This is a genomic window from Kitasatospora sp. NPDC023120, assembly GCF_055560835.1.
In genome coordinates this window covers 1-21,115 of record NZ_JBVHHY010000001.1, presented here as the reverse complement: position 1 = coordinate 21,115, position 21,115 = coordinate 1, and the positions used below count along the sequence as shown (strand labels likewise).

Annotated in this window: 19 protein-coding genes; 3 read left to right on the top strand and 16 right to left on the bottom strand. The window is 74.5% G+C overall.

Annotated features, from left to right (window positions below; genetic code table 11):
- Positions 1-187: 187 nt before the first annotated feature.
- The 7 genes from topA to bldG all read right to left on the bottom strand — a co-directional run bounded on the left by topA (position 188) and on the right by bldG (position 8,442).
- Positions 188-3,058: a type I DNA topoisomerase gene (gene topA, locus ACZ3TI_RS00095; protein WP_465721640.1), complete on the bottom strand. Its 2,871-nt coding sequence runs from the start codon at positions 3,056-3,058 to the stop codon at positions 188-190.
- Positions 3,059-3,522: 464 nt separating this feature from the next.
- Positions 3,523-3,981, bottom strand: coding sequence for a hypothetical protein (locus ACZ3TI_RS00090; protein WP_465721638.1), 459 nt, complete (start codon positions 3,979-3,981; stop codon positions 3,523-3,525).
- A gap of 201 nt (positions 3,982-4,182) precedes the next feature.
- Positions 4,183-5,715 carry a DUF7059 domain-containing protein gene (locus tag ACZ3TI_RS00085; protein WP_465721636.1) on the bottom strand — a complete coding sequence of 511 codons (1,533 nt, stop codon included), beginning with the start codon at positions 5,713-5,715 and terminating at the stop codon, positions 4,183-4,185.
- A 290-nt stretch (positions 5,716-6,005) separates the two neighbouring features.
- A complete protein-coding gene (locus tag ACZ3TI_RS00080) occupies positions 6,006-6,773 on the bottom strand; it encodes a hypothetical protein (RefSeq protein WP_465721634.1) in 768 nt (255 codons plus the stop codon).
- Between the two features lie 146 nt (positions 6,774-6,919).
- Positions 6,920-7,288 (bottom strand): cyclophilin-like fold protein, encoded by a 369-nt coding sequence (locus tag ACZ3TI_RS00075; protein ID WP_465721632.1) that lies wholly within the window; start codon positions 7,286-7,288, stop codon positions 6,920-6,922.
- 232 nt (positions 7,289-7,520) lie between these two features.
- A complete protein-coding gene (locus ACZ3TI_RS00070; protein ID WP_465721630.1) occupies positions 7,521-7,940 on the bottom strand; it encodes an ATP-binding protein in 420 nt (139 codons plus the stop codon).
- A gap of 160 nt (positions 7,941-8,100) precedes the next feature.
- Positions 8,101-8,442: an anti-sigma factor antagonist BldG gene (gene bldG / locus ACZ3TI_RS00065; RefSeq protein WP_049659132.1), complete on the bottom strand. Its 342-nt coding sequence runs from the start codon at positions 8,440-8,442 to the stop codon at positions 8,101-8,103.
- A gap of 223 nt (positions 8,443-8,665) precedes the next feature.
- On the opposite strand from bldG, the gene ACZ3TI_RS00060 reads away from it, so the two are divergent.
- Entirely contained in the window at positions 8,666-11,107 is a 2,442-nt protein-coding gene (locus ACZ3TI_RS00060; protein ID WP_465721628.1) for a DEAD/DEAH box helicase, read from the top strand.
- Here the strand turns inward: ACZ3TI_RS00060 and ACZ3TI_RS00055 are convergent.
- The 8 genes from ACZ3TI_RS00055 to ssd form a co-directional block, all read right to left on the bottom strand.
- A complete protein-coding gene (locus ACZ3TI_RS00055) occupies positions 11,102-11,650 on the bottom strand; it encodes an Rv3654c family TadE-like protein (RefSeq protein ID WP_465721626.1) in 549 nt (182 codons plus the stop codon). The genes ACZ3TI_RS00060 and ACZ3TI_RS00055 overlap by 6 nt on opposite strands.
- Positions 11,638-12,054 (bottom strand): TadE family type IV pilus minor pilin, encoded by a 417-nt coding sequence (locus ACZ3TI_RS00050; RefSeq protein WP_465721624.1) that lies wholly within the window; start codon positions 12,052-12,054, stop codon positions 11,638-11,640. Before ACZ3TI_RS00050 ends, ACZ3TI_RS00055 begins: the two co-directional genes overlap by 13 nt.
- Entirely contained in the window at positions 12,044-12,316 is a 273-nt protein-coding gene (locus ACZ3TI_RS00045) for a DUF4244 domain-containing protein (protein ID WP_465721622.1), read from the bottom strand. The genes ACZ3TI_RS00050 and ACZ3TI_RS00045 overlap by 11 nt, the downstream gene beginning before the upstream one ends.
- Positions 12,317-12,366: 50 nt before the next feature.
- Positions 12,367-13,146, bottom strand: a complete 780-nt coding sequence (locus ACZ3TI_RS00040; RefSeq protein ID WP_465721620.1) for a type II secretion system F family protein — start codon at positions 13,144-13,146, stop codon at positions 12,367-12,369.
- Positions 13,146-14,231 (bottom strand): type II secretion system F family protein, encoded by a 1,086-nt coding sequence (locus ACZ3TI_RS00035; protein WP_465721618.1) that lies wholly within the window; start codon positions 14,229-14,231, stop codon positions 13,146-13,148. Before ACZ3TI_RS00035 ends, ACZ3TI_RS00040 begins: the two co-directional genes overlap by 1 nt.
- Positions 14,232-14,237: 6 nt before the next feature.
- A complete protein-coding gene (locus ACZ3TI_RS00030) occupies positions 14,238-14,396 on the bottom strand; it encodes a hypothetical protein (protein WP_465721616.1) in 159 nt (52 codons plus the stop codon).
- Positions 14,393-15,673: a TadA family conjugal transfer-associated ATPase gene (locus ACZ3TI_RS00025; RefSeq protein ID WP_465721615.1), complete on the bottom strand. Its 1,281-nt coding sequence runs from the start codon at positions 15,671-15,673 to the stop codon at positions 14,393-14,395. The genes ACZ3TI_RS00030 and ACZ3TI_RS00025 overlap by 4 nt, the downstream gene beginning before the upstream one ends.
- A gap of 83 nt (positions 15,674-15,756) precedes the next feature.
- Positions 15,757-16,881, bottom strand: a complete 1,125-nt coding sequence (ssd, locus tag ACZ3TI_RS00020; RefSeq protein WP_465721610.1) for a septum site-determining protein Ssd — start codon at positions 16,879-16,881, stop codon at positions 15,757-15,759.
- A gap of 826 nt (positions 16,882-17,707) precedes the next feature.
- Between ssd and ACZ3TI_RS00015 the strand changes: the two genes are divergently transcribed.
- A complete protein-coding gene (locus ACZ3TI_RS00015) occupies positions 17,708-18,505 on the top strand; it encodes an HAD family hydrolase (protein ID WP_465722486.1) in 798 nt (265 codons plus the stop codon).
- A 401-nt stretch (positions 18,506-18,906) separates the two neighbouring features.
- On the opposite strand, the gene ACZ3TI_RS00010 is transcribed toward ACZ3TI_RS00015, so the two are convergent.
- A complete protein-coding gene (locus tag ACZ3TI_RS00010; RefSeq protein ID WP_465721605.1) occupies positions 18,907-19,797 on the bottom strand; it encodes a Fic family protein in 891 nt (296 codons plus the stop codon).
- Positions 19,798-20,019: 222 nt separating this feature from the next.
- On the opposite strand from ACZ3TI_RS00010, the gene ACZ3TI_RS00005 reads away from it, so the two are divergent.
- Positions 20,020-21,027, top strand: coding sequence for an ATP-binding protein (locus ACZ3TI_RS00005; RefSeq protein ID WP_465721602.1), 1,008 nt, complete (start codon positions 20,020-20,022; stop codon positions 21,025-21,027).
- The last annotated feature ends 88 nt before the right edge of the window (positions 21,028-21,115 follow it).

Below are 21,115 nucleotides of genomic sequence, written 5' to 3'. Positions count from 1 at the left end.
GTCAGCGTAGCGGGCTGGGCTTGGCCGGATTGTGGCGAACGGGCTTCCGGATCCCGCTCATCACCGGGTTGTGACGTACCCCGCACATCCCCGACCGCCGGCCGCACCGACGACCGCCCGCCCCCGGACGGACGGCGGGCCCGCACCCCCGGACGGGGAGTGCGGACCCGCTGCCACTGCCGGAGGATCAGCCCTCGTCGGTGGCCGTGGTCTTGCTCGCGGCGGTCTTCTTGGCCGCCGTCTTCTTCGCCGCCGCCGTCTTGGTGGTGGTGGTCTTCTTGGCGGCGGTCTTCTTCGCGGCCGCGGTCTTGGTGGCCGCGGTCTTGGCCGTCGTCGTCTTCTTGGCCGCCGTCTTCTTGGCGGGGGCCTTCTTCGCCGCCTTCTTCACCGGCCCGCGCGCCCGCTTCTCGGCGAGCAGCTCGTAGCCGCGCTCCGGCGTGATGGTCTCGACGTCGTCGTCCTTGCGGAGCGTGGCGTTGGTCTCGCCGTCTGTCACGTACGGGCCGAAGCGGCCGTCCTTGACCACCACGGGGCGCTCGCTGACCGGGTCGGTGCCCAGCTCCTTGAGCGGCGGGGCGGCGGCGGCCCGGCCGCGCTGCTTGGGCTGGGCGTAGATCGCCAGCGCCTCGTCGAGGGTGATCGTGAAGAGCTGGTCCTCGCTGGTGAGCGAGCGGGAGTCGGTGCCGCGCTTGAGGTACGGGCCGTAGCGGCCATTCTGCGCGGTGATCTCCGCGCCCTCGGCGTCGGTGCCGACCACGCGCGGCAGCGAGAGCAGCCGCAGCGCGTCCTCCAGGGTGACGGTGTCCAGCGACATCGTCTTGAAGAGGGAGGCGGTGCGCGGCTTGACCGCGTTCTTGCCGGTCTTGGGCGTGCCCTCCGGCAGGATCTCGGTCACGTACGGGCCGTAGCGGCCGTCCTTGGCCACCAGCATGTTGCCGCTGACCGGGTCCGGGCCGAGCTCGAAGTCGCCGCTGGGCTTGGCCAGCAGCTCCTCGGCCAGCTCGACGGTGAGCTCGTCCGGCGGCAGGTCGTCCGGGATGTCGGCGCGCTGGCCGGGCTCGCCCTCGACGGCGGAGGCGCGCTCGACGTACGGACCGTAGCGGCCGACCCGCAGGGTGAGGTCGTCACTGATCCGGAACGAGCTGATCTCCCGGGCGTCGATCGCGCCGAGGTCGGTGACGAGCTCCTTCAGGCCGCCCAGGTGGTCGCCGTCGCCGTTGCCGGCCTCGGCGGCGCCGCCCGTGGCGTGGCCCTCGCCCTCACCGAAGTAGAAGCGCTTCAGCCACGGCACGGACTGCGCCTCACCGGCGGCGATCCGGTCGAGGTCGTCCTCCATCTTGGCGGTGAAGTCGTAGTCGACCAGTCGGCCGAAGTGCTTCTCCAGCAGGTTGACCACAGCGAAGGAGAGGAAGGACGGGACGAGTGCCGTCCCCTTCTTGAACACGTACCGGCGCTGGATGATCGTGTCGATGATCGACGCGTAGGTGGAGGGGCGGCCGATCTCCCGGTCCTCCAGCTCCTTGACCAGCGAGGCCTCGGTGTAGCGGGCCGGCGGCTTGGTGGCGTGGCCCTCCGGGGTGATCCGCTCGGCGCCCAGCGGGTCGCCCTGGGCGACCTGCGGCAGCCGGCGCTCGCGGTCGTCGAGCTCGGCGTTCGGGTCGTCGGCGCCCTCGACGTAGGCCTTGAGGAAGCCGTGGAAGGTGATGATCTTGCCGGAGGCGGAGAACTCGACGTCCCGGCCGTCGGCGGAGGCGCCGCCGACCCGGACGGTCACGGACTGGCCGACCGCGTCCTTCATCTGGGAGGCGACGGTGCGCATCCAGATCAGTTCGTACAGCTTGAAGTCGTCGCCGGTCAGGCCGGTCTCGGCGGGGGTGCGGAAGCGGTCGCCGGAGGGGCGGACGGCCTCGTGCGCCTCCTGCGCGTTCTTGACCTTGCTGGCGTAGGTGCGCGGGGCATCCGGCAGGTAGTCGGCGCCGTACAGCTGGGTGACCTGGGCGCGGGCGGCGGCGATCGCGGTGTCCGACAGCGTGGTGGAGTCGGTGCGCATATAGGTGATGAAGCCGTTCTCGTACAGCTTCTGGGCCACCTGCATGGTCCGCTTGGCGCCGAAGCCCAGCTTGCGGCTGGCCTCCTGCTGGAGCGTGGTGGTGCGGAACGGCGCGTACGGCGAGCGGCGGTAGGGCTTGGACTCGACGCTGCGGACGCTGAAAGCGGTCTGCTCCAGGGCGGCGGCCAGCTGCCGGGCGGCCTGCTCGTCCAGGTGCAGGGTGTTGGCGCTGCCGGCCTTCAGCCGCCCGTCCGAGCCGAAGTCGCGGCCGCTGGCGATCCGCTTGCCGTCGACCGAGGCGAGCCGGGCACCGAAGGTCTCCGGGTTGGCGGCGTCGGCCGGGGTGCGGCCGGTGCCGAAGGTGCCGACCAGGTCCCAGTACGAGGCGGTGCGGAACGCCATCCGCTCGCGTTCGCGCTCGACCACCAGCCGGGTGGCGACGGACTGCACGCGGCCCGCTGACAGCTTCGGCATGACCTTCTTCCACAGCACCGGCGAGACCTCGAAGCCGTAGAGGCGGTCGAGGATGCGGCGGGTCTCCTGGGCGTCGACCAGGCGCTGGTTGAGCTCGCGCGGGTTGGCCACGGCCTCCTGGATCGCCGACTTGGTGATCTCGTGGAACACCATCCGGTGCACCGGCACCTTGGGCTTGAGCACCTGCTGCAGGTGCCACGCGATGGCCTCGCCCTCGCGGTCCTCATCGGTGGCGAGGAAGAGCTCGTCGGACTCCGCGAGCAGCGACTTCAACTTGCTGACCTGGGACTTCTTGTCCGCGTTGACCACGTAGATGGGCGCGAAGTCGTGGTCGACGTCCACCCCGAGGCGGCGCACCTCGCCGGTGTACTTGTCCGGCACCTCGGCGGCGGTGCTGGGGAGGTCGCGGATGTGCCCGACGCTCGCCTCGACGATGTAGCCGGGGCCCAGGTAGCCCTTGATCGTCTTCGCCTTGGCCGGCGACTCGACAATGACGAGTCGCTGTCCGTGCGCGGTCTCGCTGCTCGGGGACACCTTCGCTCTTCTCTCCCGGTCCTTATGTGGCTGGTCGGCGCGGCAGCACGGGCTGCGCTCCGCCCGACCCCTCCACCGTCCCGGGGTCGCCGCTTCACGACACCCCACCAGCGGAGTGTGACCGTACCCCGGCCACCCTTGTCAAACGGACGGATCCCGCGTTTTCACTTGCCGGGCTCACCGACGCCACTCGAACGGTAACCCGATGACGGAGGTTCGCGCCCCGTGGAGGGGGGCCTTCGGCAGGTTCCGGAGGATGGAATGACGGATTTCAAGATCTGTCAACGGAAAATCGACGGACCGGCGGGGCCCGCAGGGGGTGCGCTCGGGGTCGTGCCCGCGGGTGCGCGTGGGCCTGGGGGTGGGCCCGGGCGTGTGCGTGGGCCTGGGGGTGGGCCCGGGCGTGTGCGTGGGCCCGGGCGTGTGCGTGGGCCCGGGCGTGTGCGTGGGCCCGGGCGGGCCGCTCAGCCGACGACCGTGGCCAGGAGTCCGGCGCCCGCAGCCAGGCAGGCCGCCCCGAGGGCGCTCCACAGCAGGTCCGCGACGGCCGCCCGGCTGATCTCCCCGGCCGCCAGCACCACCCGGCCCGGACGCTGCGGGTCGTAGCAGATCCGCACCGACACCCCGGGCGCGAAACGGTCCGGACGGCGCAGCGGGGTGTGCCCGCGCGGACGGGCGAGCACGAGCCCCGCTATCCCGCACGCGCCGGAGCCGCCGACCGAGGGCGGCACCGAGAAGGAGAGCAGCGGCGCGCTGTCCAGCCGGCCGTGCGCGTCGTCCTCGGCGACCACCGTGGCCACCGCCGACACCCCCCGTCGGCGCACCCGGTGGCGAAGGCGCACTTCGGCGGCGCTCCAGAGCAGCAGCACGCCACCGAAGATGGCGAGCACCAGCCCGCCCACCGTCGCCGTCGTCGTCTCCACCCTGCCCCCGCCCCGACTCCCCGGCTCTGTCCACAGCCTGTGGACAGAGCCTCACAGCGGAGGGCCAACGGGGGGCAGCCGTTCGGAGACCACCGGACGAACCAGGGGGTACGGGAGGGTGAACCGGACGGGCTCAGCGGACCGGGCCCGACCAGGAGCAACGGACCGGGCCTTCAGGACCGGGCACGGCGGGCCAGGCCGTCAGCGGACCGGGTCGATGAACCCCTGCTCGGTCAGCAGCCGCAGCGACTCCGGCACCCGGTCCCGCAGGACCACCCGGTCCTCGCCGAGCAGCTGCGCGATCGCGTCCACGATCTCGCCCGCCGACAGCGTCCCGTCGCAGACGCCGACGAAGCCGGCGCCCACCGTGTCCACCTTGGTGGCCCGCCGCATGCCGCGGTTGTGACGCAGGATCACGTGCTCGGGGTCCTCCGCGCCGGGCGAGCCGACCTGCTCCTGGACCACCTCGTCCGCCAGCACGTAGCGGGCCGCGAGCAGGCCCGCGTCGTCGTGCGAGCGCAGGAAGTCCTGCCGGTCGAACCAGGCCTCGATGTGCGGGCCGAGCGGCTGCTCCACCGGGTGCGGCCACTCCTCGACCCGGACGGTCGGGCGCTCGGCGCCGCTCGCCCGCAGGGTGATCCACCCCATGCCGATGCCCTCGACCCGTCCCGCCTCGAAGGCGTCCAGCCACTCGCCGTAGCGGGCCTGGTAGTCGCCGCCGGGACCGCGGTGGTCGCCGCCGTCGCGCAGCCACAACTCGGCGTACTGGGCCACGTCCTGGACCTCGCGCTGGACGACCCAGGCGTCCAGACCCGTGCCCGCGACCCAGCCGGCCAGCCGCTCGTGCCAGTCCTCGCCCTTGACGTGCTGCCAGTTGGCGAGCAGCTGGCAGTAGCCGCCGGGCTCCAGGTGGTCGGCGGCCGAGCGGACCAGGCTGCGGCACAGGTCGTCCCCGGCCATGCCGCCGTCGCGGTAGGTGAACCGGCCGGCCGGCGAGATGACGAACGGCGGGTTGGAGACGATCAGGTCGAACTTCCGCTCCCCGACCGGCTCGAAGAGACTGCCGGGGAGCACCTCGATGCGGTCGAAACCGGACAGCGCCAGGGTCAGCTCGGTGAAGCGCAGCGCGCGGGGGTTCAGGTCGGTGGCGGTGACGGTGCCGGCGTGTCGGGCCGCGTGCAGCGCCTGCACCCCGGAGCCCGCGCCGAGGTCCAGCGCGGCCCGGACCGGGCGGCGCACGGTGATGTTGGCCAGCGTGGTGGAGGCGCCGCCGACGCCCAGCACCAGGTCCTTGCGGGCCACCCCGTGCGCGGTCTCGCCGGAGCCGATGCCGCCCGCGCCGCCCACCGCACAGCCCAGGTCGGAGACCACCCAGGCGTCCGAACTGGGCATCCCGGCCACCTCGTTGGCGTACGGGCGGACGTCCACGGTGGCGCGCACCAGGTCCCCGTCGGGGCGCAGCCAGCCGTCCGCCAGACAGTCCTCCACCGGCAGCGCGGCGGCGGCCGCCTGGTACGGCACCGGCTGCTGCAGCAGGAACAGCCGCACCAGCGTCTCCAGCGGACTGCCGCCGCGCGTCGCGCGCAGCGCCGGAACCGCCTCGCTGCGGGCCAGCGCCGAATAGCCGGTGGGCCCGAGCAGGTCCAGGCACCCGTCGGCGGTGAACGAGGCGGCGAGCAGCGCCTCGCGCAGCTTGGCGAGGCGGGTCGGGTCGAGAACGGGGCTACTGATCACCCCGCCATTGTCCCTCGTCGATCCCCGTCGGCCCCCCACCGCCCGTTGTCGGGCCCGGCGTCCGGACCGGTCGCCGGGCACACCCCATCGGGAGCCCGAGCCCATCCGCGCGCCCCGTCAGGCCTCTGCACGCTGGTCGTACGCCCCCCACCGCCGGTCCACGGCACACCGCAGCCGGTGCCGTTCTTGCGAACGACCCCGGCTGCGCTCCTGCTCCGTCTCCCCCTCTTGACGCCTGACGCCCTTCGCCTGCAGGCCCGCCCCGCGTCCGACCCCGCGTCCGGCCCCGATCAGCTCGCGGCCGGAGCCGGGGTGGTGGCGGCCGGTGCGGACGGCGTGGTGGCGCCGGCGGCGGGGCTCGCGGTGTCGGTCGCGCCGGGCGCGGGGGTGGTGGCGGGGGCGCCCGGGGTGCCGGTCATGCCGGGGGCCGGGGTCGCCCCCGCACCGGCGGGCGCCGGGGTGCCGCTCACACCCGGGGTCGCGCCCGTGCTCGCACCCCCGGTCGGGGCGGTGGTCGGCGACGGCTTGCAACCTCCCTGCTTGGCCATCGCGGCGCCGAGTTCGCCGCGCTGCAGCTTCGCCTGCGCCTGGGTGGAGAGCGAGGCCAGCTGCTGCACCTGGTCGGCGACGCTGCGCAGCCCGTCGGCGAACTTCGCCTGGTCGGTGTTGGGCAGCGCGTCCAGCTTCTTCTGGACGTCCTGGTAGCCGTCGGCCGCCTTCTTCAGCTCGTCGACGGTGTCCTTCTGCAGGGCCGCGCCGTCCTGCACCTTGGGCGCACCGGCCGCATCGATGGCGGCCGCGATGTCCTGGTTGGTCTTGGCCAGCCGCCCGATGTCGGTGGAGAGCCGCTTCTGCAGGTCGGCCGGGGCCTCGCCGGTCTTCACCTGGCCGGTGTCGGCGAGCGCGGCCTGGGCCTGGGCGATCGGGTCCTTGGCGGCGCCGCAGACGTTCGACGCCCAGGACTCCAGCTGCTTGCTGTTGTCGTCGCCGCCGCAGCCGACGGCGCCGAACGCCAGCAGCACGCCGAGGGCGGGTACGGCCAGCAGTCGCTTGTTCACCGGGAGGAGCCTTTCGGTTCGGTCGTCATCGGTCGTCGAACCTACACGGCCGGTGTCCGCCCTCCGGTTCCCGGTTCCCGCCCGGGACTTCCCACGGCTGGACTTCCCCCGGCGCTTCCCCGGGACTTCCCGCCCCCGGGTGCGGTTCAGGCCCGCTCGACCCGGATGGGATCGCCCGGCCGGACGGTGCGCAGCACCGCGGCGTCCCCGTCCAGCGCGCCCAGGATGTTGCAGGGACTGGCCAGCCGGCACTCGCCGTCGCGCGAGATCGGCGTGGGCCCGTACGGCAGCGCGAGGCTGTCGCCGTCGGTCCAGTAGGCGACCGTGCCCGGCTCCACGACCTGTCGGGCACCGTCCTCGCGCGGCACGCTGACGGGCGTGCCGAAGTAGACCTCCTCGCCCCAGGTGCTCGCCGACGAGCTGATCGGCAGCTCGGCCCAGAGCTTCTCGGCGGTGGGGGTGGCCGTCAGCGTGGCGGTCGCCTGCCCGGCCGGCCACAGAATGCGGATCCGCATGGACTTCCTCTTTCGCGACGAGGTCCGATCAGTGATCGGACCCGGTCGTGCCGGAAGCAGCGAACCGCCACGCTCAACAGTTTGTCAACGCATGCCCGCGGATCGGACCGCTCCGGGCTGCCCGGGCCGCCCGGTTCGCGCGCGGACGTGGTGACTCGGGTCGCTCAGACCCGGCTCGCGCATCCGCTCGGGTCGTTCGGTCCGTCCGGGTCGTCCGGGTCGTTCGGTCCGCTCAGACCGCGACGGAGGCGACCGAGACCGGCCAGCTCATCCGGATCAGGCCACCGTCCGAGCCGTTGGTGACCTCCAGGTCCTCGACCAGGCCGGTGATCACGGCGAGGCCCAGGGTGTCGTCGTCCGGCTCGCCGCCCTCGGCGGCGCCGGAGGCCGGGACGGCGGTGGGGCCGGCCTCGTCCTCGACCTCGATGAGGAAACGCTTCTCCTGATCGGTCAGCGCGACCCTGACCGTGCCGCCGATGCCGCCCCGCTGGTGCAGGCCCACCGCGCGGGAGCACGCCTCACCGACCGCGAGCCGTACCTCGTCGAGCACCGACTCGTCGACCCCGGCCCGTCTGGCGACGGCCGCGGCGACCAACCGGGCCGTCCGCACGTGCTCGGGAAGCGCGCTGAATCGAAGTTCGACGGTTGCCATCTCTCCCCCTCGGGGTGCTCCGACCGGGGCCGGAAGTACGGCCCCTGCGGGCCGGCGGGACCGGCCCAGAGGCGGCCGGGACGTGCCGGGCCGCACGGGCCCAGGCACTCCGGACGCGAGGAAACGGGGCGGGCCGGCCACGAGGACCGGCCCGGCCGCGTCAGTCGGTCGCGTTGACCGCGTCGTCCACCGAGGTGTGGATCGGGAAGACCTTGGTCAGGCCGGTGATGCGGAAGATCTTCAGGATGCGCTCCTGGTTGCAGACGAGGCGCAGCGAGCCCTCGTGGGCGCGCACCCGCTTCAGACCGCCCACCAGCACACCCAGGCCGGTCGAGTCGAGGAAGTCGACGCCTTCCATGTCGACGACGAGGTGGTACTTGCCGTCGTTGACGAGCTCGACCAGCTGCTCCCGCAGCTTCGGGGCGGTGTACACATCGATCTCGCCGCCAACCTCGACGACCGTGCGGTCGCCGACTGAACGGGTCGACAGGGACAGGTCCACGGAACCTCCAGCACCTTGCCTTGCTACGTCATGTGCGATCCTCGGCCGGGACGGCCGCCACCGCATGGTCGCGAGCCCGGGCGCGCCCAGCCAACGCGTGGCAAGCCTCAGCGCTGCGACCCACGGCCGTACGGCCGTCACGGCCACATTCAACCACCTGCGACCATGCCCGCACGATGGCTTACGACGATTCTCCGTCACGCCGGTGACACACTGGGTCCTCATGCCGCCCCGACACAGCCCGCCCGAGGCACTGCTCACGACCCTGACCACGGTCCGGGGACGGTCCGACCGGCTCACCCATACGGAGCACCTTCCCGCCCGGCCTGCACGTTATTCACCGTGGCCCGGGTCGATCCGTCCGGAGATCGTGGCCGCGGCGCTCGCGGTCGGGGTGGAACTGCCCTGGGCGCACCAGGCAGAAGCGATGAACCTGGCGAAAACCGGTCAGACTGTGGTGATCGCCACAGGCACCGCCTCGGGCAAGTCGCTGGGCTACCTGGCCCCGGTGCTCAGCGACCTGCTGGACGGCACCGAGGCCCGCAACGGCCGTGGCGCCACCGCGCTCTACCTGGCACCGACCAAGGCCCTCGCCGCCGACCAGCGCCGCCGGGCCGCCGAACTCGCCCCGCCGAGGGTCCGCGCCGCCCTGTACGACGGCGACACCCCGCCCGAGGAGCGCGAGTGGGTCCGCCAGTACGCCTCCTACGTGCTCACCAACCCGGACATGCTGCACCGGGGCATCCTGCCCGGACACGCCCGCTGGTCCTCCTTCCTCAAGGCCCTGCGCTACGTGGTCGTCGACGAGTGCCACAGCTACCGGGGCGTGTTCGGCTCGCACGTCGCCCAGGTGCTGCGCCGCCTGCGCCGCGTCTGCGCCCGCTACGGTTCCTCACCCACCTTTCTGCTGGCCTCCGCCACCACCGCCGACCCGGCCACGACCGCCGAACGCCTCACCGGCCTGCCCTCGGTGGCCGTCACCGAGGACGCCTCGCCGCGCGGGCCGATGGTCTTCGGCCTCTGGGAACCGCCGCTGACCGAGAACGTCGGCGAGCACGGCGCACCCGTCCGCCGCACCGCCACCGCCGAGGCGGCGCACCTGCTCACCGACCTGGTCGAGCGGGAGACCCGCACCGTCGTCTTCGTCCGCTCCCGCCGCGCGGCCGAGCTCGTCGCCCTCCAGACCCAGGACCAGCTCCCCCGACCGCTCGCCGACCGGGTCGCCGCCTACCGCGGCGGCTACCTGGCCGACGAACGCCGGGCCCTGGAACGCGCCCTGCACACCGGCCGACTGCTCGGCCTCGCCTCCACCTCCGCCCTCGAACTCGGCGTCGACATCTCCGGCCTCGACGCCGTCCTGATGGCCGGCTACCCGGGCACCCGGGCCTCGCTCTGGCAGCAGGCGGGCCGGGCGGGCCGCGAGGCCCAGGGCGCGCTGGCCGTCCTGATCGCCCGGGACGACCCGCTGGACACCTACCTGGTGCACCACCCCGAGGCGCTGTTCGCGGCGCCCGTCGAGGCCACCGTGCTCGACCCCGACAACCCGCACGTGCTCGCCCCGCACCTGTGCGCCGCCGCCGCCGAACTCCCGCTCACCGACGCCGACCTGGAGCTGTTCGGGCCCTCCACCGCACCGCTGCTGCCCGTCCTGGAACGGCGCGGCCTGCTGCGGCGGCGCGGCGACGGCTGGTACTGGACCCGCCGAGAAAGGGCGGCGGACGCCGTGGACCTGCGCGGCAGCGGCGGCAGCCCGGTCCAGATCGTCGAGGCCGACACCGGCCGCCTGCTCGGCACGGTGGACGCCGCCGCCTCGCACAGCAGCGTCCACACCGGGGCCGTCCACCTCCACCAGGGCCGCACCTACCTGGTCCGGGAGCTCGACCTGGAGAGCTCGGTCGCCCTGGTCGAACCGGCCGATCCGCCCTACACCACGGCCGCCCGCGACATCACCTCCGTCTCCGTACTCGACACCGCCACCACCGTGGACTGGGGCGAGGGCCGGCTCACCTTCGGCTCGGTGGAGGTGGTCAACCAGGTGGTCGGCTACCTCCGGAAGCGGATCTCCACCGGGGAGATCATGGGCGAGACCAAGCTGGACCTGCCGCCCCGCACACTGCGCACCCGAGCGGTCTGGTGGACCGTCACCGAGGACCAGCTGCTCGACGCGGACATCCCGCCCGACCAGCTGCCCGGCGCCGCCCACGCCGCCGAGCACGCCTCGATCGGCCTGCTGCCGCTGTTCGCCACCTGCGACCGGTGGGACATCGGCGGCGTCTCCGTCCCGCTGCACCCGGACACCGGGCTGCCGACCGTGTTCGTCTACGACGGCCACCCGGGCGGGGCCGGCTTCGCCGAACGCGGCTTCCAGCGGGCGGTCGAGTGGCTGACGGCCACGCGCTCGGCGATCGCCGCCTGCGAGTGCGAGCGCGGCTGCCCGTCCTGCGTCCAGTCACCCAAGTGCGGCAACGGGAACGACCCGCTGGACAAGGCGGCGGCCGTCCGGCTCCTGGACGTCCTGCTCGCCGGAGCGCCGGGCGCCGGAGCGCCGGGCGCCGGGGCGGCAGACTCCGGAGCGCCGGGCGCCGGGGCGGCAGACTCCGGAGCGCCGGGCGCCGGGGCGGCAGCCGACGGCGATGCGACGGATGGAGAAGCCGCCGGTTCATGACGCCGCCGCACCGCTCGGGGCGCTGCCGAGGCCGTCCTCGGCGGCGGTGACCGGGGCACGGGCGGGGCCGGCCCGGGCCCTCGCCCGCGCCGGACCGACCGGCAGGCGCAGCGGGAGCCCGCCGACCCTCACCTCGGCCACCACCTCGACGGCGTCCGCCGACCGGTCCACCGCGCAGGAGACCAGTCCGGCGCCCTGTGCGGCGACGATCCCCGCAGCCCGGCCGCAGCCGCCGTCCGGGTCCAGCAGCAGCCGGTCCGCCGCCGCGAGGGCCGCGAGGTCGGCTGCCGACTCGGCCCGGTGACGGGCGGCCACCACCGCGCCGACCGCGATCGTCGCGGCGAACACCGCCGTGCCCAGCATCGCCAGGGCGAGCAGCCAGACCGTCGCCGAGCCGGCGTCCGACCCTCGCCCGCCGGCCGCGGCCGCCAGGGTCTGTCGCCGGGCAGACCCTGGTCCCGTCCGGGCCCGGAGCACCCGCTCCGCCGCCGTCCGCAGCCCGGTGCGGACGACCGTGCCGGTCCGGCCGGTCAGCTCGGCCATGCGCTGTCGCCTCCTTCCGCGACTCCCACGAGCACGTCCTCCCGTGCCGCCACGGCCGCCGCGCCGACCCGTACCGCGAGCAGACCACCGAGCCTGCCCGGTGCCGCACACGGTGCGTCCACGTCCACCCGCACCGTGTCGGCCGCCAGGTCCACCCGGACCCGCGCGCCCGGCGGGGCCGCGGCGCGGGCGAGGTCGACGGCGTCCGCCTCCCCGCGCGCGGCCGCCCTCGCACCGACCCGGGCGGCGTCCACGCAGCGGATCTGCGCGGCCGCCGCGAGCACACCCCAGATCAGCATCGCCGCGAGCAGGACGAGCGCCGGCAGGACCACCGCCGTCTCCGCCGTGACGAAACCGCCGTCACCGCGCCTGCCCAGCCGTGGCGACCGGGCCCTACGCCGCATGGAGCGCCCGTTGGAGCATGTCGGTCAGCGCGCCGGTGATGGCCTCGCTGGTCACCACCTTGTACAGCCCGGCCGCGAGGGCGCACGCGCCCAAGGTCCCGACCGCGTACTCGGCCGTGGTCATCCCGGCGTCCGACCGACCCCGGCGACGGGCCGCCCCTCGTGCCCGGCAGGCCGCCCAGCGGCTCCTCCGCCGCCACGCCCCGAGCAGCCGCCGGAGCGGGCGCCCGTCGGCGGGCCTGATCGCGATCACTGCGTTCATGGATCTCTCCTGTCTCTCGATGTCCGCACTTCGACAGTTCCGACTGCCGGTCACATCGCCTGCGCGAAACCGCTGGTGAGGCCGATGACCACCGGCACCACGCCGATCAGGACGAAGGCCGGGAGGAAGCAGAGCCCCAGCGGCGCCGTGGCGAGCACCGCGGCTCGGCGGACCCTGATGTGGGCCGCGCGGGCGGCCGCCGTCCGCTGCCCCTGGGCCAGCCCGACCAGCGGGCCCGCGACCGGCGTTCCGCCGAGGCTCGTCCGCACCAGGCAGTCCGCCAGCGGCGCCAGCGACGGGTGCCGCTCCCCCAGTCGGCTCCAGCACAGCTCGGGCGGTGCGCCGAGGGCCAGTTCGGCTCCGATCGCCGTCAGCCGTGGCCCCATCGGCGCGCCCACGCTCCGGCCCACCGCGGAGACCGCCTCGGAGGGCAGCGCCGCCGCACCGAGGCAGGCTGCCAACAGTTCGGCGCTCAGCGGGAGTTGCCTGGTCAGTAGCTCCTCCTCCAGGGCTGCCCGGCGTTCCGCCGGCGATCGCGCCCTGGCCGACCACCGGCGGACGCCCACCGCCGCCAGCACCCCGGCGACCAGCCCGGTGCCGCCACCGAGCAACAGTGCCACCGCGAGCCCGGCGCCGACCGCCGTGGCCGCCTGCCGTCGTCTCCCGATGCCCGGGCCCGTCGGCCCCGCCCGCTTCCGGGTCTCCGCTCGCCCACGGACCTCGGCGAAGGCCCGCCGGCGCCTCGCCCGGCCACGTACCAACGCCCGTGCCCGCACCGCGGCGGCCGCCACGACCGGCAGTCCGACCGCCGCCCACTCGACGCCCCGCATCACCCGACCTCCGCCCGCACGCCGAGCGTCCTCCGCCGCGACAGCCCGCAGCCCCGACCGACCGCCCGGAGAGCGGGCGGCTCCCCGCGGACGGGGGTTCGAGGACGGCCTCCAGCGGGTTCCAGCGCGCCCCTGGCCGCCGAACGGACGATGCGCGCCGTCCAGAGCACACCCAGCCCCTCCAGAGCCGCCCCTGCCGCCAGGCAGCCCAGCCCGGCGGGCGTGTGGAGCAGGACGGCCAGTGGACGGGCCCCGAGCGCCCCACCGAGGAGCAGCCCGGCGCCCGGCAGCGCGGCCAGGACGGCGATCGTCGTCCGCGGTCCGGCCAGCTCCCCGGCGATCTCCTCGGCCAGCGCCCGCTCGCCGCGCAGCGCCTCCGCCACCCGGTCCAGCGCGGCGGCCAGCCCCGCCCCGCTGTCGGCGGCGACCCGCCAACAGGCCGCGATCGCCGCCGCCCCGCTCCCGCCCGGCAGTTCGGCGAGCAGGTGGAAGGCGGCGGGTACGTCCCCGCCGTAGCGGCCCGCCGCGAGCCGCGCCACCGGCTCCTCACCGAGCCTGCGCCGCCCGTCCGGGTCCGCGGCGAGCCGGATCGTGACCAGGTGCAGTGCCTGCTCCGGCGTCGCCCCGCCACGCAACTCCCCGGCCAGCCCGGCACAGAGCTCCACCACGGCGGCGGCCCGCTGCCGGGCCTCCGCTGCCAGGCACCGCCGCAACCGCCACCGGCGCAGCGGCAGGACGGCCAGGGCCGCCGCGAGCACCGGAACCGGCGAGGCGGTGACCTGCCCGGCGGCCAACCCCACCGGCAGGACCAGCAGTTCGGGCGTCAGCACCTCCGGCAGCCGGATCCGGCCCCGCTGCCCCCGATCCCACACCGCCCGACCCTGCTCCGCCCGATCCCGCAGCGCCCGCTCCCGGACCGGCCACCGCACGGGAGGCCCGCTACCCGCGAGCAGCAGCCTGGAGCGCCGCCCACCCGGCAGCTGCTCCTGCAGCGCCCGCCACCCGGCGACGGCCACCAGGCAGAGCACCGCCACCCAGCAGAGCGCGAACTGACTCTGCGTCACGTTGTCGACCTCCGCTGCCATCCGCCATCACTCCTTCCTCTTCCAGACCCCGAGCAGCGCCAGGGCGCCCGTGGCACACCCGCCGAGGAGCAGCGCGAAGGCGAGCTCCACCGCCCGCAGCCACACGCCCGTCGGCCCGCCCGCCAGCGCGGCCGCCGACGCGACCCCCGGCACCGCCGCCGTCACGACGGCCCCGCAGGTCCGGACCCGGACCCGGGCCCCGCGCCGAGCACCACCCCGCGCGCCGCCAGCAGCCCGACCAGCCGCTCCCAGCCCGCTCCGTGGACCAGGCCGCCCGTCTCCGGGAAGGCCACCGCGGGGGTGGTCACGGCCAGCCCGTCGCGGTCCCCGGACAGCGTGTGGATCTCCGCCACCCGGCGCCGACCCGAGCCCGGATCCCGGACCAGGTGCACCACCACCTCGAGCGCGGCCCGCAGTTGGCTGTGCAGCGCCGGACGGTCGAGCCCGGCGAGCGAGCCCAGGGCCTCCAGCCGGACCGGCACGTCCGCCGCCGTGTTGGCGTGGACGGTGCCGCAGCCGCCCTCGTGCCCGGTGTTCAGCGCGGCCAGCAGGTCCGACACCTCGGCCCCGCGCACCTCGCCGATCACCAACCGGTCCGGGCGCATCCGCAGCGCCTGGCGGACGAGGTCCCGGAGGGTGAACTCGCCCAGCCCTTCCTGGTTGGGCGGGCGGCTCTGCAGCCGGACCACGTGAGGATGGGCGGGCCGCAGTTCGGCGGAGTCCTCGGCGACCACGATCCGCTCCTGCGGCCCGACCAGCCCGAGCAACGCCGCGAGCAGCGTGGTCTTGCCCGAGCCCGTCCCACCGGAGACGAGCAGCGACAGCCGTGCCCGGACGATGCCGGCCAGCAGGTCGGCGCCCTCCGGCGGCAGCGCCCCGCCCGCGACCAGCTCGTCGAGCGTGAACGGCCGGGGCCGGCAGACCCGCAGCGAGATGTGCGTGCAGCCGGCCGCGATCGGGGGCAGCACGGCGTGCAGCCGGGTGCCGTCCGGCAGTCGGGCGTCCACCCAGGGACGGGCGTCGTCCAGCCGCCGCCCGGCCGCGGTGGCCAGCCGGTGGGCCAGCCGCCGCACCGCCTCGGCGTCGGCGAACCGGACTCCGGTGGCCCGGTGCAGACCGCCGCCACGGTCGACCCACACCTCGTCCGGACCGTTCACCAGGACGTCCGTGACGTTGGGCGCCGCCAGCAGCCGGTCCAGCGGGCCCGCACCCACCAGTTCGGCGCGCAGCGAGCGCACGGTGTCCAGGACCTCGTCCCCGCCGAGCGGTGGGCGGGTGGCCCGCAGCGCGGCCGCGACCGAGCCCGCCGTCGGGGCCGCCCCCGACTCGGCCAGCCGCAGCCGTACGGCGTCCACCAGGGCCGCCGCCCGCTGTTCGCGGGCCGTCCGGCCGTACGGGCAGGGCTCGTGCTCGGCCTGCGGCGGTCCGCCGGGCGGCGGCACGCTCCGGAGCTTCCGGTGCTCCCGCGTACCGGTGCCCGGGCCGGGCTCCGCGCCCCGAAGCCCCGTTCTGCGCAGACGGACCATCAGTACACACCTCCTCCGACCGCCGACACCGGCGGCAGTACCTCGTTCAGGAAGGTCGCGCTGAAGCGCGCGAGCGGGCCGCTCTCCCGGATCCCGGGCGGGATGCCCTTGTCGACGTCCTGGGCCAGGCCCGGCTCCGGCTCCAACTCCCCTGCCAGTGGCAGCCGCAGCCCGCGGGCGATCCGGTGGGCCGGGAGCCCGCCGGCCCGTACCGGCCGCACCACGGCCCGCACGTCGCCGAGCCGCATCCGGGCCGCCGCCGCGACCCGGTCGGCGGCGGCCACCGCGCGCAGCTCGGCCGGCACCACCAGCAGTGCCAGGTCGGACTGTTCCAGCGCCTGCCCGGCTGCCGCGTCGAGGTGGCGGGGCACGTCGACCACCACCAGCCCGCCGCGCCGCCGGGAGGCGGCCAGCACGCTGCGCATGGCCTCTGGCGGCACCGTCAGGGTGTCGCCGCGGTCCCAGGACAGGCAGGCCAGGGCGGAGAGCCGTTTGAGCGCCGGCAGCGCCCGGGCCAGCTCGGCCCCGCTGACCCGCCCGCGCGAGCCGGCCAGGTCGGGCCAGCGCAGCCCGCGGGCCAGTTCGCCGCCGAGCAGGACGTCGAGGCCCCCGCCCAGCGGATCGCCGTCGATGAGCATGGTCCGCCGACCCGTCCGCGCGGACGTGACCGCCAGGGCGCAGGCCAGGGTCGAGGCCCCGGCCCCGCCCCGGCCGCCGAGCACCGCGACGGTGACCGCCGGGGGTCCGCCGCCCTCGGCCGCGTCGGCGATCCGGTCGAGCAGCCAGGCTTCGGCGTCGGGCAGGAACAGCACGTGCTCGGCACCGAGCCGGACGGCTCTGACCCACACTCCGGGGTCGTCGAGGTCCAGGCCGAGCAGCAGCACCCCGCCGCGCCGGCCCAACTCGGAGCAGCGGACGGCCTGGTCGTCCCCGACCAGGACCAGCGAGGCCCCGTCCCAGAGCTCCCGCGTCGGCGGCGCGCCCCGGACCAGCCTCGGTTCGGTGCCCGCCGCCGCGCAGAGCCGCAGCAGGTGCTCGGCCAGGCCCTCGTCCTCGGTGACGACGAGCGGCCCGGCGGCGCCGGGGCCCTCGGCGGTGACGTGGTCGGCGATCGGCGTCGACATGGTGGTCTCCCCTCCGCGCCGTCGGCCAGGGCGGCCGGGGCGCACGTCGGACGGTTCCGACGGACGGCCGCCCGACAGACCTCGGGAAGAGGAAGGGGGACGAGCCCTGCCCGGCGACCGCCGCCGACCATCACGGTGGGGGGAGATCTGGATTCCGTCATCCACGTTCCGATTGCCTGTGGATAACTCGTGGGCTGTGGATGAAAACGTTCACCCGGGCGGGGGGCTAATCGGCGAAGAATTGACGAAAGGGGGTCACGGAGATGAACCGGTGGTCCATCGCAGCGTGATCGGCCGATCTCTCGAAGGCTTCCCGACCGCCTTCCGGCACCCCTTCCGAGCGGCCCCGCGCCGACGATCGGAACCAGCCGTTCGTTTCTCGACAGCCAGGAGCAAACAGCAACGCAGAGTGACCAAAGATGATCGAGGGCCCAAGCTGCCGACACCCCCTGCACACCGCCGGCGCGGCGGGCGGGCCATGCGCCACGGAGGGCCTTCAAGGCCTGAAAATGGCCCCGGACGTGCGACGACCCCCGCCGGGGGGGAGAGCGGGGGTCGTCTATCCACAGCCCGACTCGGGGGGGAGGAGCCGGACCGGGTTAGCACGGTCGCGAACGATCCGTGACTTCCATGGTGTACCCGAGCGGCCAGAAACACAAACCCGCACGCCCACGAGTACACCGAATGGCGGGGTGTTTTGTGGCTCCCTCTATCCTCGGTTCCCGTGGACACCACCGAGAACGCCGACGACCACGCCGACGAGTCCCAGGGCGACACCACCGGGCCCGAAGAGCTCCACGCACCCGCCCTCCCCCGGTCGGGCGCACTGCGCACGGCTGCCTTCTTCGACCTCGACAAGACCATCATCGCCAAATCGAGCGCGCTGGCCTTCAGTCGCCCCTTCTACCAGGGCGGCCTGATCAACCGTCGGGCCGTACTGCGCAGTGCGTACGCCCAGTTCGTCTTCCTGGTCGGCGGCGCGGACCACGACCAGATGGAGAAGATGCGCCAGTACCTCTCCGCGCTCACCCGGGGCTGGAACGTCCAGCAGGTCCGCGAGATCGTCGCCGAGACCCTGCACAACCTGATCGACCCGATCATCTACGACGAGGCCGCCTCGCTGATCGAACAGCACCACGCGGCCGGCCGGGACGTGGTGATCGTGAGCAGCTCCGGCTCCGAGGTGGTCGAGCCGATCGGCGCGCTGCTCGGCGCCGACCACGTGATCGCCACCCGGCTCCACGTCGAGGACGGCTGCTACACCGGCGAGATCGAGTACTACGCCTACGCCGAGAACAAGGCCGCCGCCATCCGGGAGTTGGCCGCGACCGAGGGCTACGACCTGGCCGCGTCCTACGCCTACAGCGACTCCTCGACCGACCTGCCGCTGCTGGAGGCGGTCGGCCATCCCTCGGCCGTCAACCCCGACCGCGCGCTGCGCAAGGAGGCGCAGGCCCGGGAGTGGCCGGTCCTGGTCTTCGACAAGCCGGTGGAACTGCGGCGGCGGCTGCCGGAGTTCTCCGCTCCGAGCGGTTCGGTGCTGACCGCGGTGGCGGTCGGGACGGCCGTCGTCACCGCCGGGGTGATCTGGTACCTGGCCCGGCGACGGCGCCCCCTCGCCTGAGGGTCCGGGTCCGGGTCCGGAACCCCGCGTCGGGCCTGCTTCTGGACAAAAGGGGCAATCGGCACAGACTTCTCGTTTCGGGTTCCCCTTTCGCCCGAAACGCGATACAAATGAAGCACGGCCCGCGAGACCCGGTCAGGACCGAAGAGGTCAAACCGACAACGCAGTTCAGGCCCCACGGACCGCGTGTACAGATATCCGAGCACCCACATGCAGCCGACCCGCTGTCGGGCCGCCGGACCAGACGAACGGGCAGGATCCCCGTCTGATCGGCACTTCCGGTGCATGCATGGTCACCCGGTATCCGTACCAGCGGCGGCACCCAGCAGGATCAGGTGCCGCCGCATCTCCGTGTTTTCGGGCCCCTTCGCGGGGCCCTTCCGCGCGTCCGGGCCCGCCGCTCAGGCCATTCCGCGCTGCATCGCCTCGCAGACCGCCGTGCTCTCGCGCACGCCGAGCCGCAACGCCGCGCCGCAGTGCGCGATCCAGGCCGCCATCCCCTCGGGCGTGCCCGCCAGGTAGCCCGCGAGGGCCCGGCGGTAGGTGGCGGTGCCGAGCTCCGCCAGCCCCACCTCGGCCGGGCAGATCGCCTTCGGGTCGAGGCCCTCGGCGATCAGCACGATCCGCTGGGCGGCCCGGGCGATCACGCCGTTGTACGAGCCGAACGGCCGCAGCGCGAGCAGCTCCCCGTGCACCACCGAGGCCACCACGAGGGCCGGCGTGCCCACGCCCTGGCCCTCCGCGCGCGCCACCAACAGCCGGGAGAGCTGGTCGAGCCGGGCCGCGACCTCCTCCGCGCCCGGGGCGGGAGGCAGCTCGGGCAGCGGCCCGTCCACGGCGTCGACCTCGACGCTCTCCACGGGCTCCAGCTCCAGCGGGAAGAGCGCCTCGGCGTCCTCCCCCGTCCGGCGCGGGCGCCCGGCGGCCGGGTCGCCGTCGCCGACCGCGAGCAGGTGCAGCCGGGCCAGCACCTGCAGCGGCGAGTGCCGCCAGATGCTGAGCAGCTGGCCGGCCTCGGCGGCGATCCGCAGGGCCGCGCCGACCGTGCGGGCCTGGTCGTCCGCGCCGAAGTCGGTGCGGCGGCGGACCTCCTCCAGCGGCCAGTCGGCTCCGGCCAGGGCAGCCGAGGCGCGGGCGCCGCGCAGGGCGGACTCGGAGGTGACCTCGGCCGCGCGGCGGCGCATCACCCGGTGGCCGTAGAGCCGGTCGACGGCCTTGCGCACCTCGGCCACCGCGTCGGGCACCCCGGGGAGCTGGGCCAGCGGGGCGAGGGGATCTGTTCCAGTGCTCACCTACCCGAGAGTAATGAACCGGCCGCCCCTCCCGGAACAGCAACCCCGCATCACCCGTTAGAGGCAATCCTCACTTCCCTCCACCGGCGCGGCCGAAACCCCCGCTAGCATGGCCGCTATCGGAGACGATAACGATTTCCAACTAGGGGCGCCCCCGTCGCACGCGACCCCTGGGCAGGCGGGCCCGGAGCGAGGGCCCTGAGCGAGAGCCGGAGTCCCCAGATGAAGATCGCCTTCGTCGGCAAGGGCGGCAGCGGGAAGACCACGCTGTCCGCACTGTTCATCCGCCACCTGGCCGCCGCCGGCCGGCCGGTCATCGCCGTGGACGCCGACATCAACCAGCACCTGGGCCCCGCCCTGGGGTTGACGGACGCCCAGGCCGCCGAGCTGCCCTCGCTGGGCGGGCACCTGCCGGAGATCAAGGAGTACCTGCGCGGCGGCAACCCGCTGATCCGCTCGGCCGAGGAGATGATCAAGACCACGCCGCCGGGCCGCGGTTCGCGGCTGCTGCGGATCGTCGAGGAGAACCCGGTCTACGCCGCCTGCGCGCGTCCGATCGCACTGGACGAGGGCTCGGTCCGACTGCTGGCGACCGGTGCGTTCACCGAGGAGGACCTCGGGGTGGCCTGCTACCACTCCAAGGTCGGCGCGGTGGAGCTGCTGCTCAACCACCTGCTGGACGGCCCCGACGAGTACTTGGTCACCGACATGACGGCGGGCTCGGACTCCTTCGCCTCCGGCCTGTTCACCCGCTTCGACCTGACCTTCCTGGTGGCCGAGCCGACCCGCAAGGGCGTCTCCGTCTACCGCCAGTACCGGGACTACGCCCGCGACTTCGGCGTGCAGCTGAGGGTGGTCGGCAACAAGGTGCAGAGCCCGGACGACCTGGCGTTCCTGCGCCGCGAGGTCGGCGACGACCTGCTCACCACCTTCGGGCAGTCGGACTGGGTGCGCCGCCTGGAGCAGGGCGCCGAGCCGCCGCTGAAGTCCCTGGAGCCCGCCAACCGGGGCGTACTGGAGCAGCTGCGGGCCGAGGCGGACGCAGCGTACGGACGACGGGACGCACGCCGGTACACCGAGCAGGCCGTGCTCTTCCACCGCCGCAACGCGGAGAGTTGGGCGAACGCCAAGGTCGGCATCGACCTGGCGACCCAGGTGGACGAGGGCTTCATCCTGGGCGCGTTCGCGGACGGCGGCGAGCGGCCGACCCCGGCGGGCGCCCACGCCTAATGGGACTCGTCGGGCCGTGAGGGAGACTACGGTCCGTAGCCGCCAGCAGGTGAGCACTGCTATCGCCCGAGCCGTATGAGCTCTGGTG

Excerpts from the sequence above, each read along its gene's own strand:
- ACZ3TI_RS00075 (WP_465721632.1), bottom strand. The coding sequence starts at position 7,288 with ATGCGGATCCGCATTCTGTGGCCGGCCGGGCAGGCGACCGCCACGCTG.
- ACZ3TI_RS00070 (WP_465721630.1), bottom strand. The coding sequence starts at position 7,940 with ATGGCAACCGTCGAACTTCGATTCAGCGCGCTTCCCGAGCACGTGCGG.
- ACZ3TI_RS00060 (WP_465721628.1), top strand. The coding sequence starts at position 8,666 with ATGCCGCCCCGACACAGCCCGCCCGAGGCACTGCTCACGACCCTGACC.
- ACZ3TI_RS00055 (WP_465721626.1), bottom strand. The coding sequence starts at position 11,650 with ATGGCCGAGCTGACCGGCCGGACCGGCACGGTCGTCCGCACCGGGCTG.
- ACZ3TI_RS00050 (WP_465721624.1), bottom strand. The coding sequence starts at position 12,054 with ATGCGGCGTAGGGCCCGGTCGCCACGGCTGGGCAGGCGCGGTGACGGC.
- ACZ3TI_RS00045 (WP_465721622.1), bottom strand. The coding sequence starts at position 12,316 with ATGAACGCAGTGATCGCGATCAGGCCCGCCGACGGGCGCCCGCTCCGG.
- ACZ3TI_RS00040 (WP_465721620.1), bottom strand. The coding sequence starts at position 13,146 with ATGCGGGGCGTCGAGTGGGCGGCGGTCGGACTGCCGGTCGTGGCGGCC.
- ACZ3TI_RS00035 (WP_465721618.1), bottom strand. The coding sequence starts at position 14,231 with ATGGCAGCGGAGGTCGACAACGTGACGCAGAGTCAGTTCGCGCTCTGC.
- ssd (WP_465721610.1), bottom strand. The coding sequence starts at position 16,881 with ATGTCGACGCCGATCGCCGACCACGTCACCGCCGAGGGCCCCGGCGCC.
- ACZ3TI_RS00005 (WP_465721602.1), top strand. The coding sequence starts at position 20,020 with ATGAAGATCGCCTTCGTCGGCAAGGGCGGCAGCGGGAAGACCACGCTG.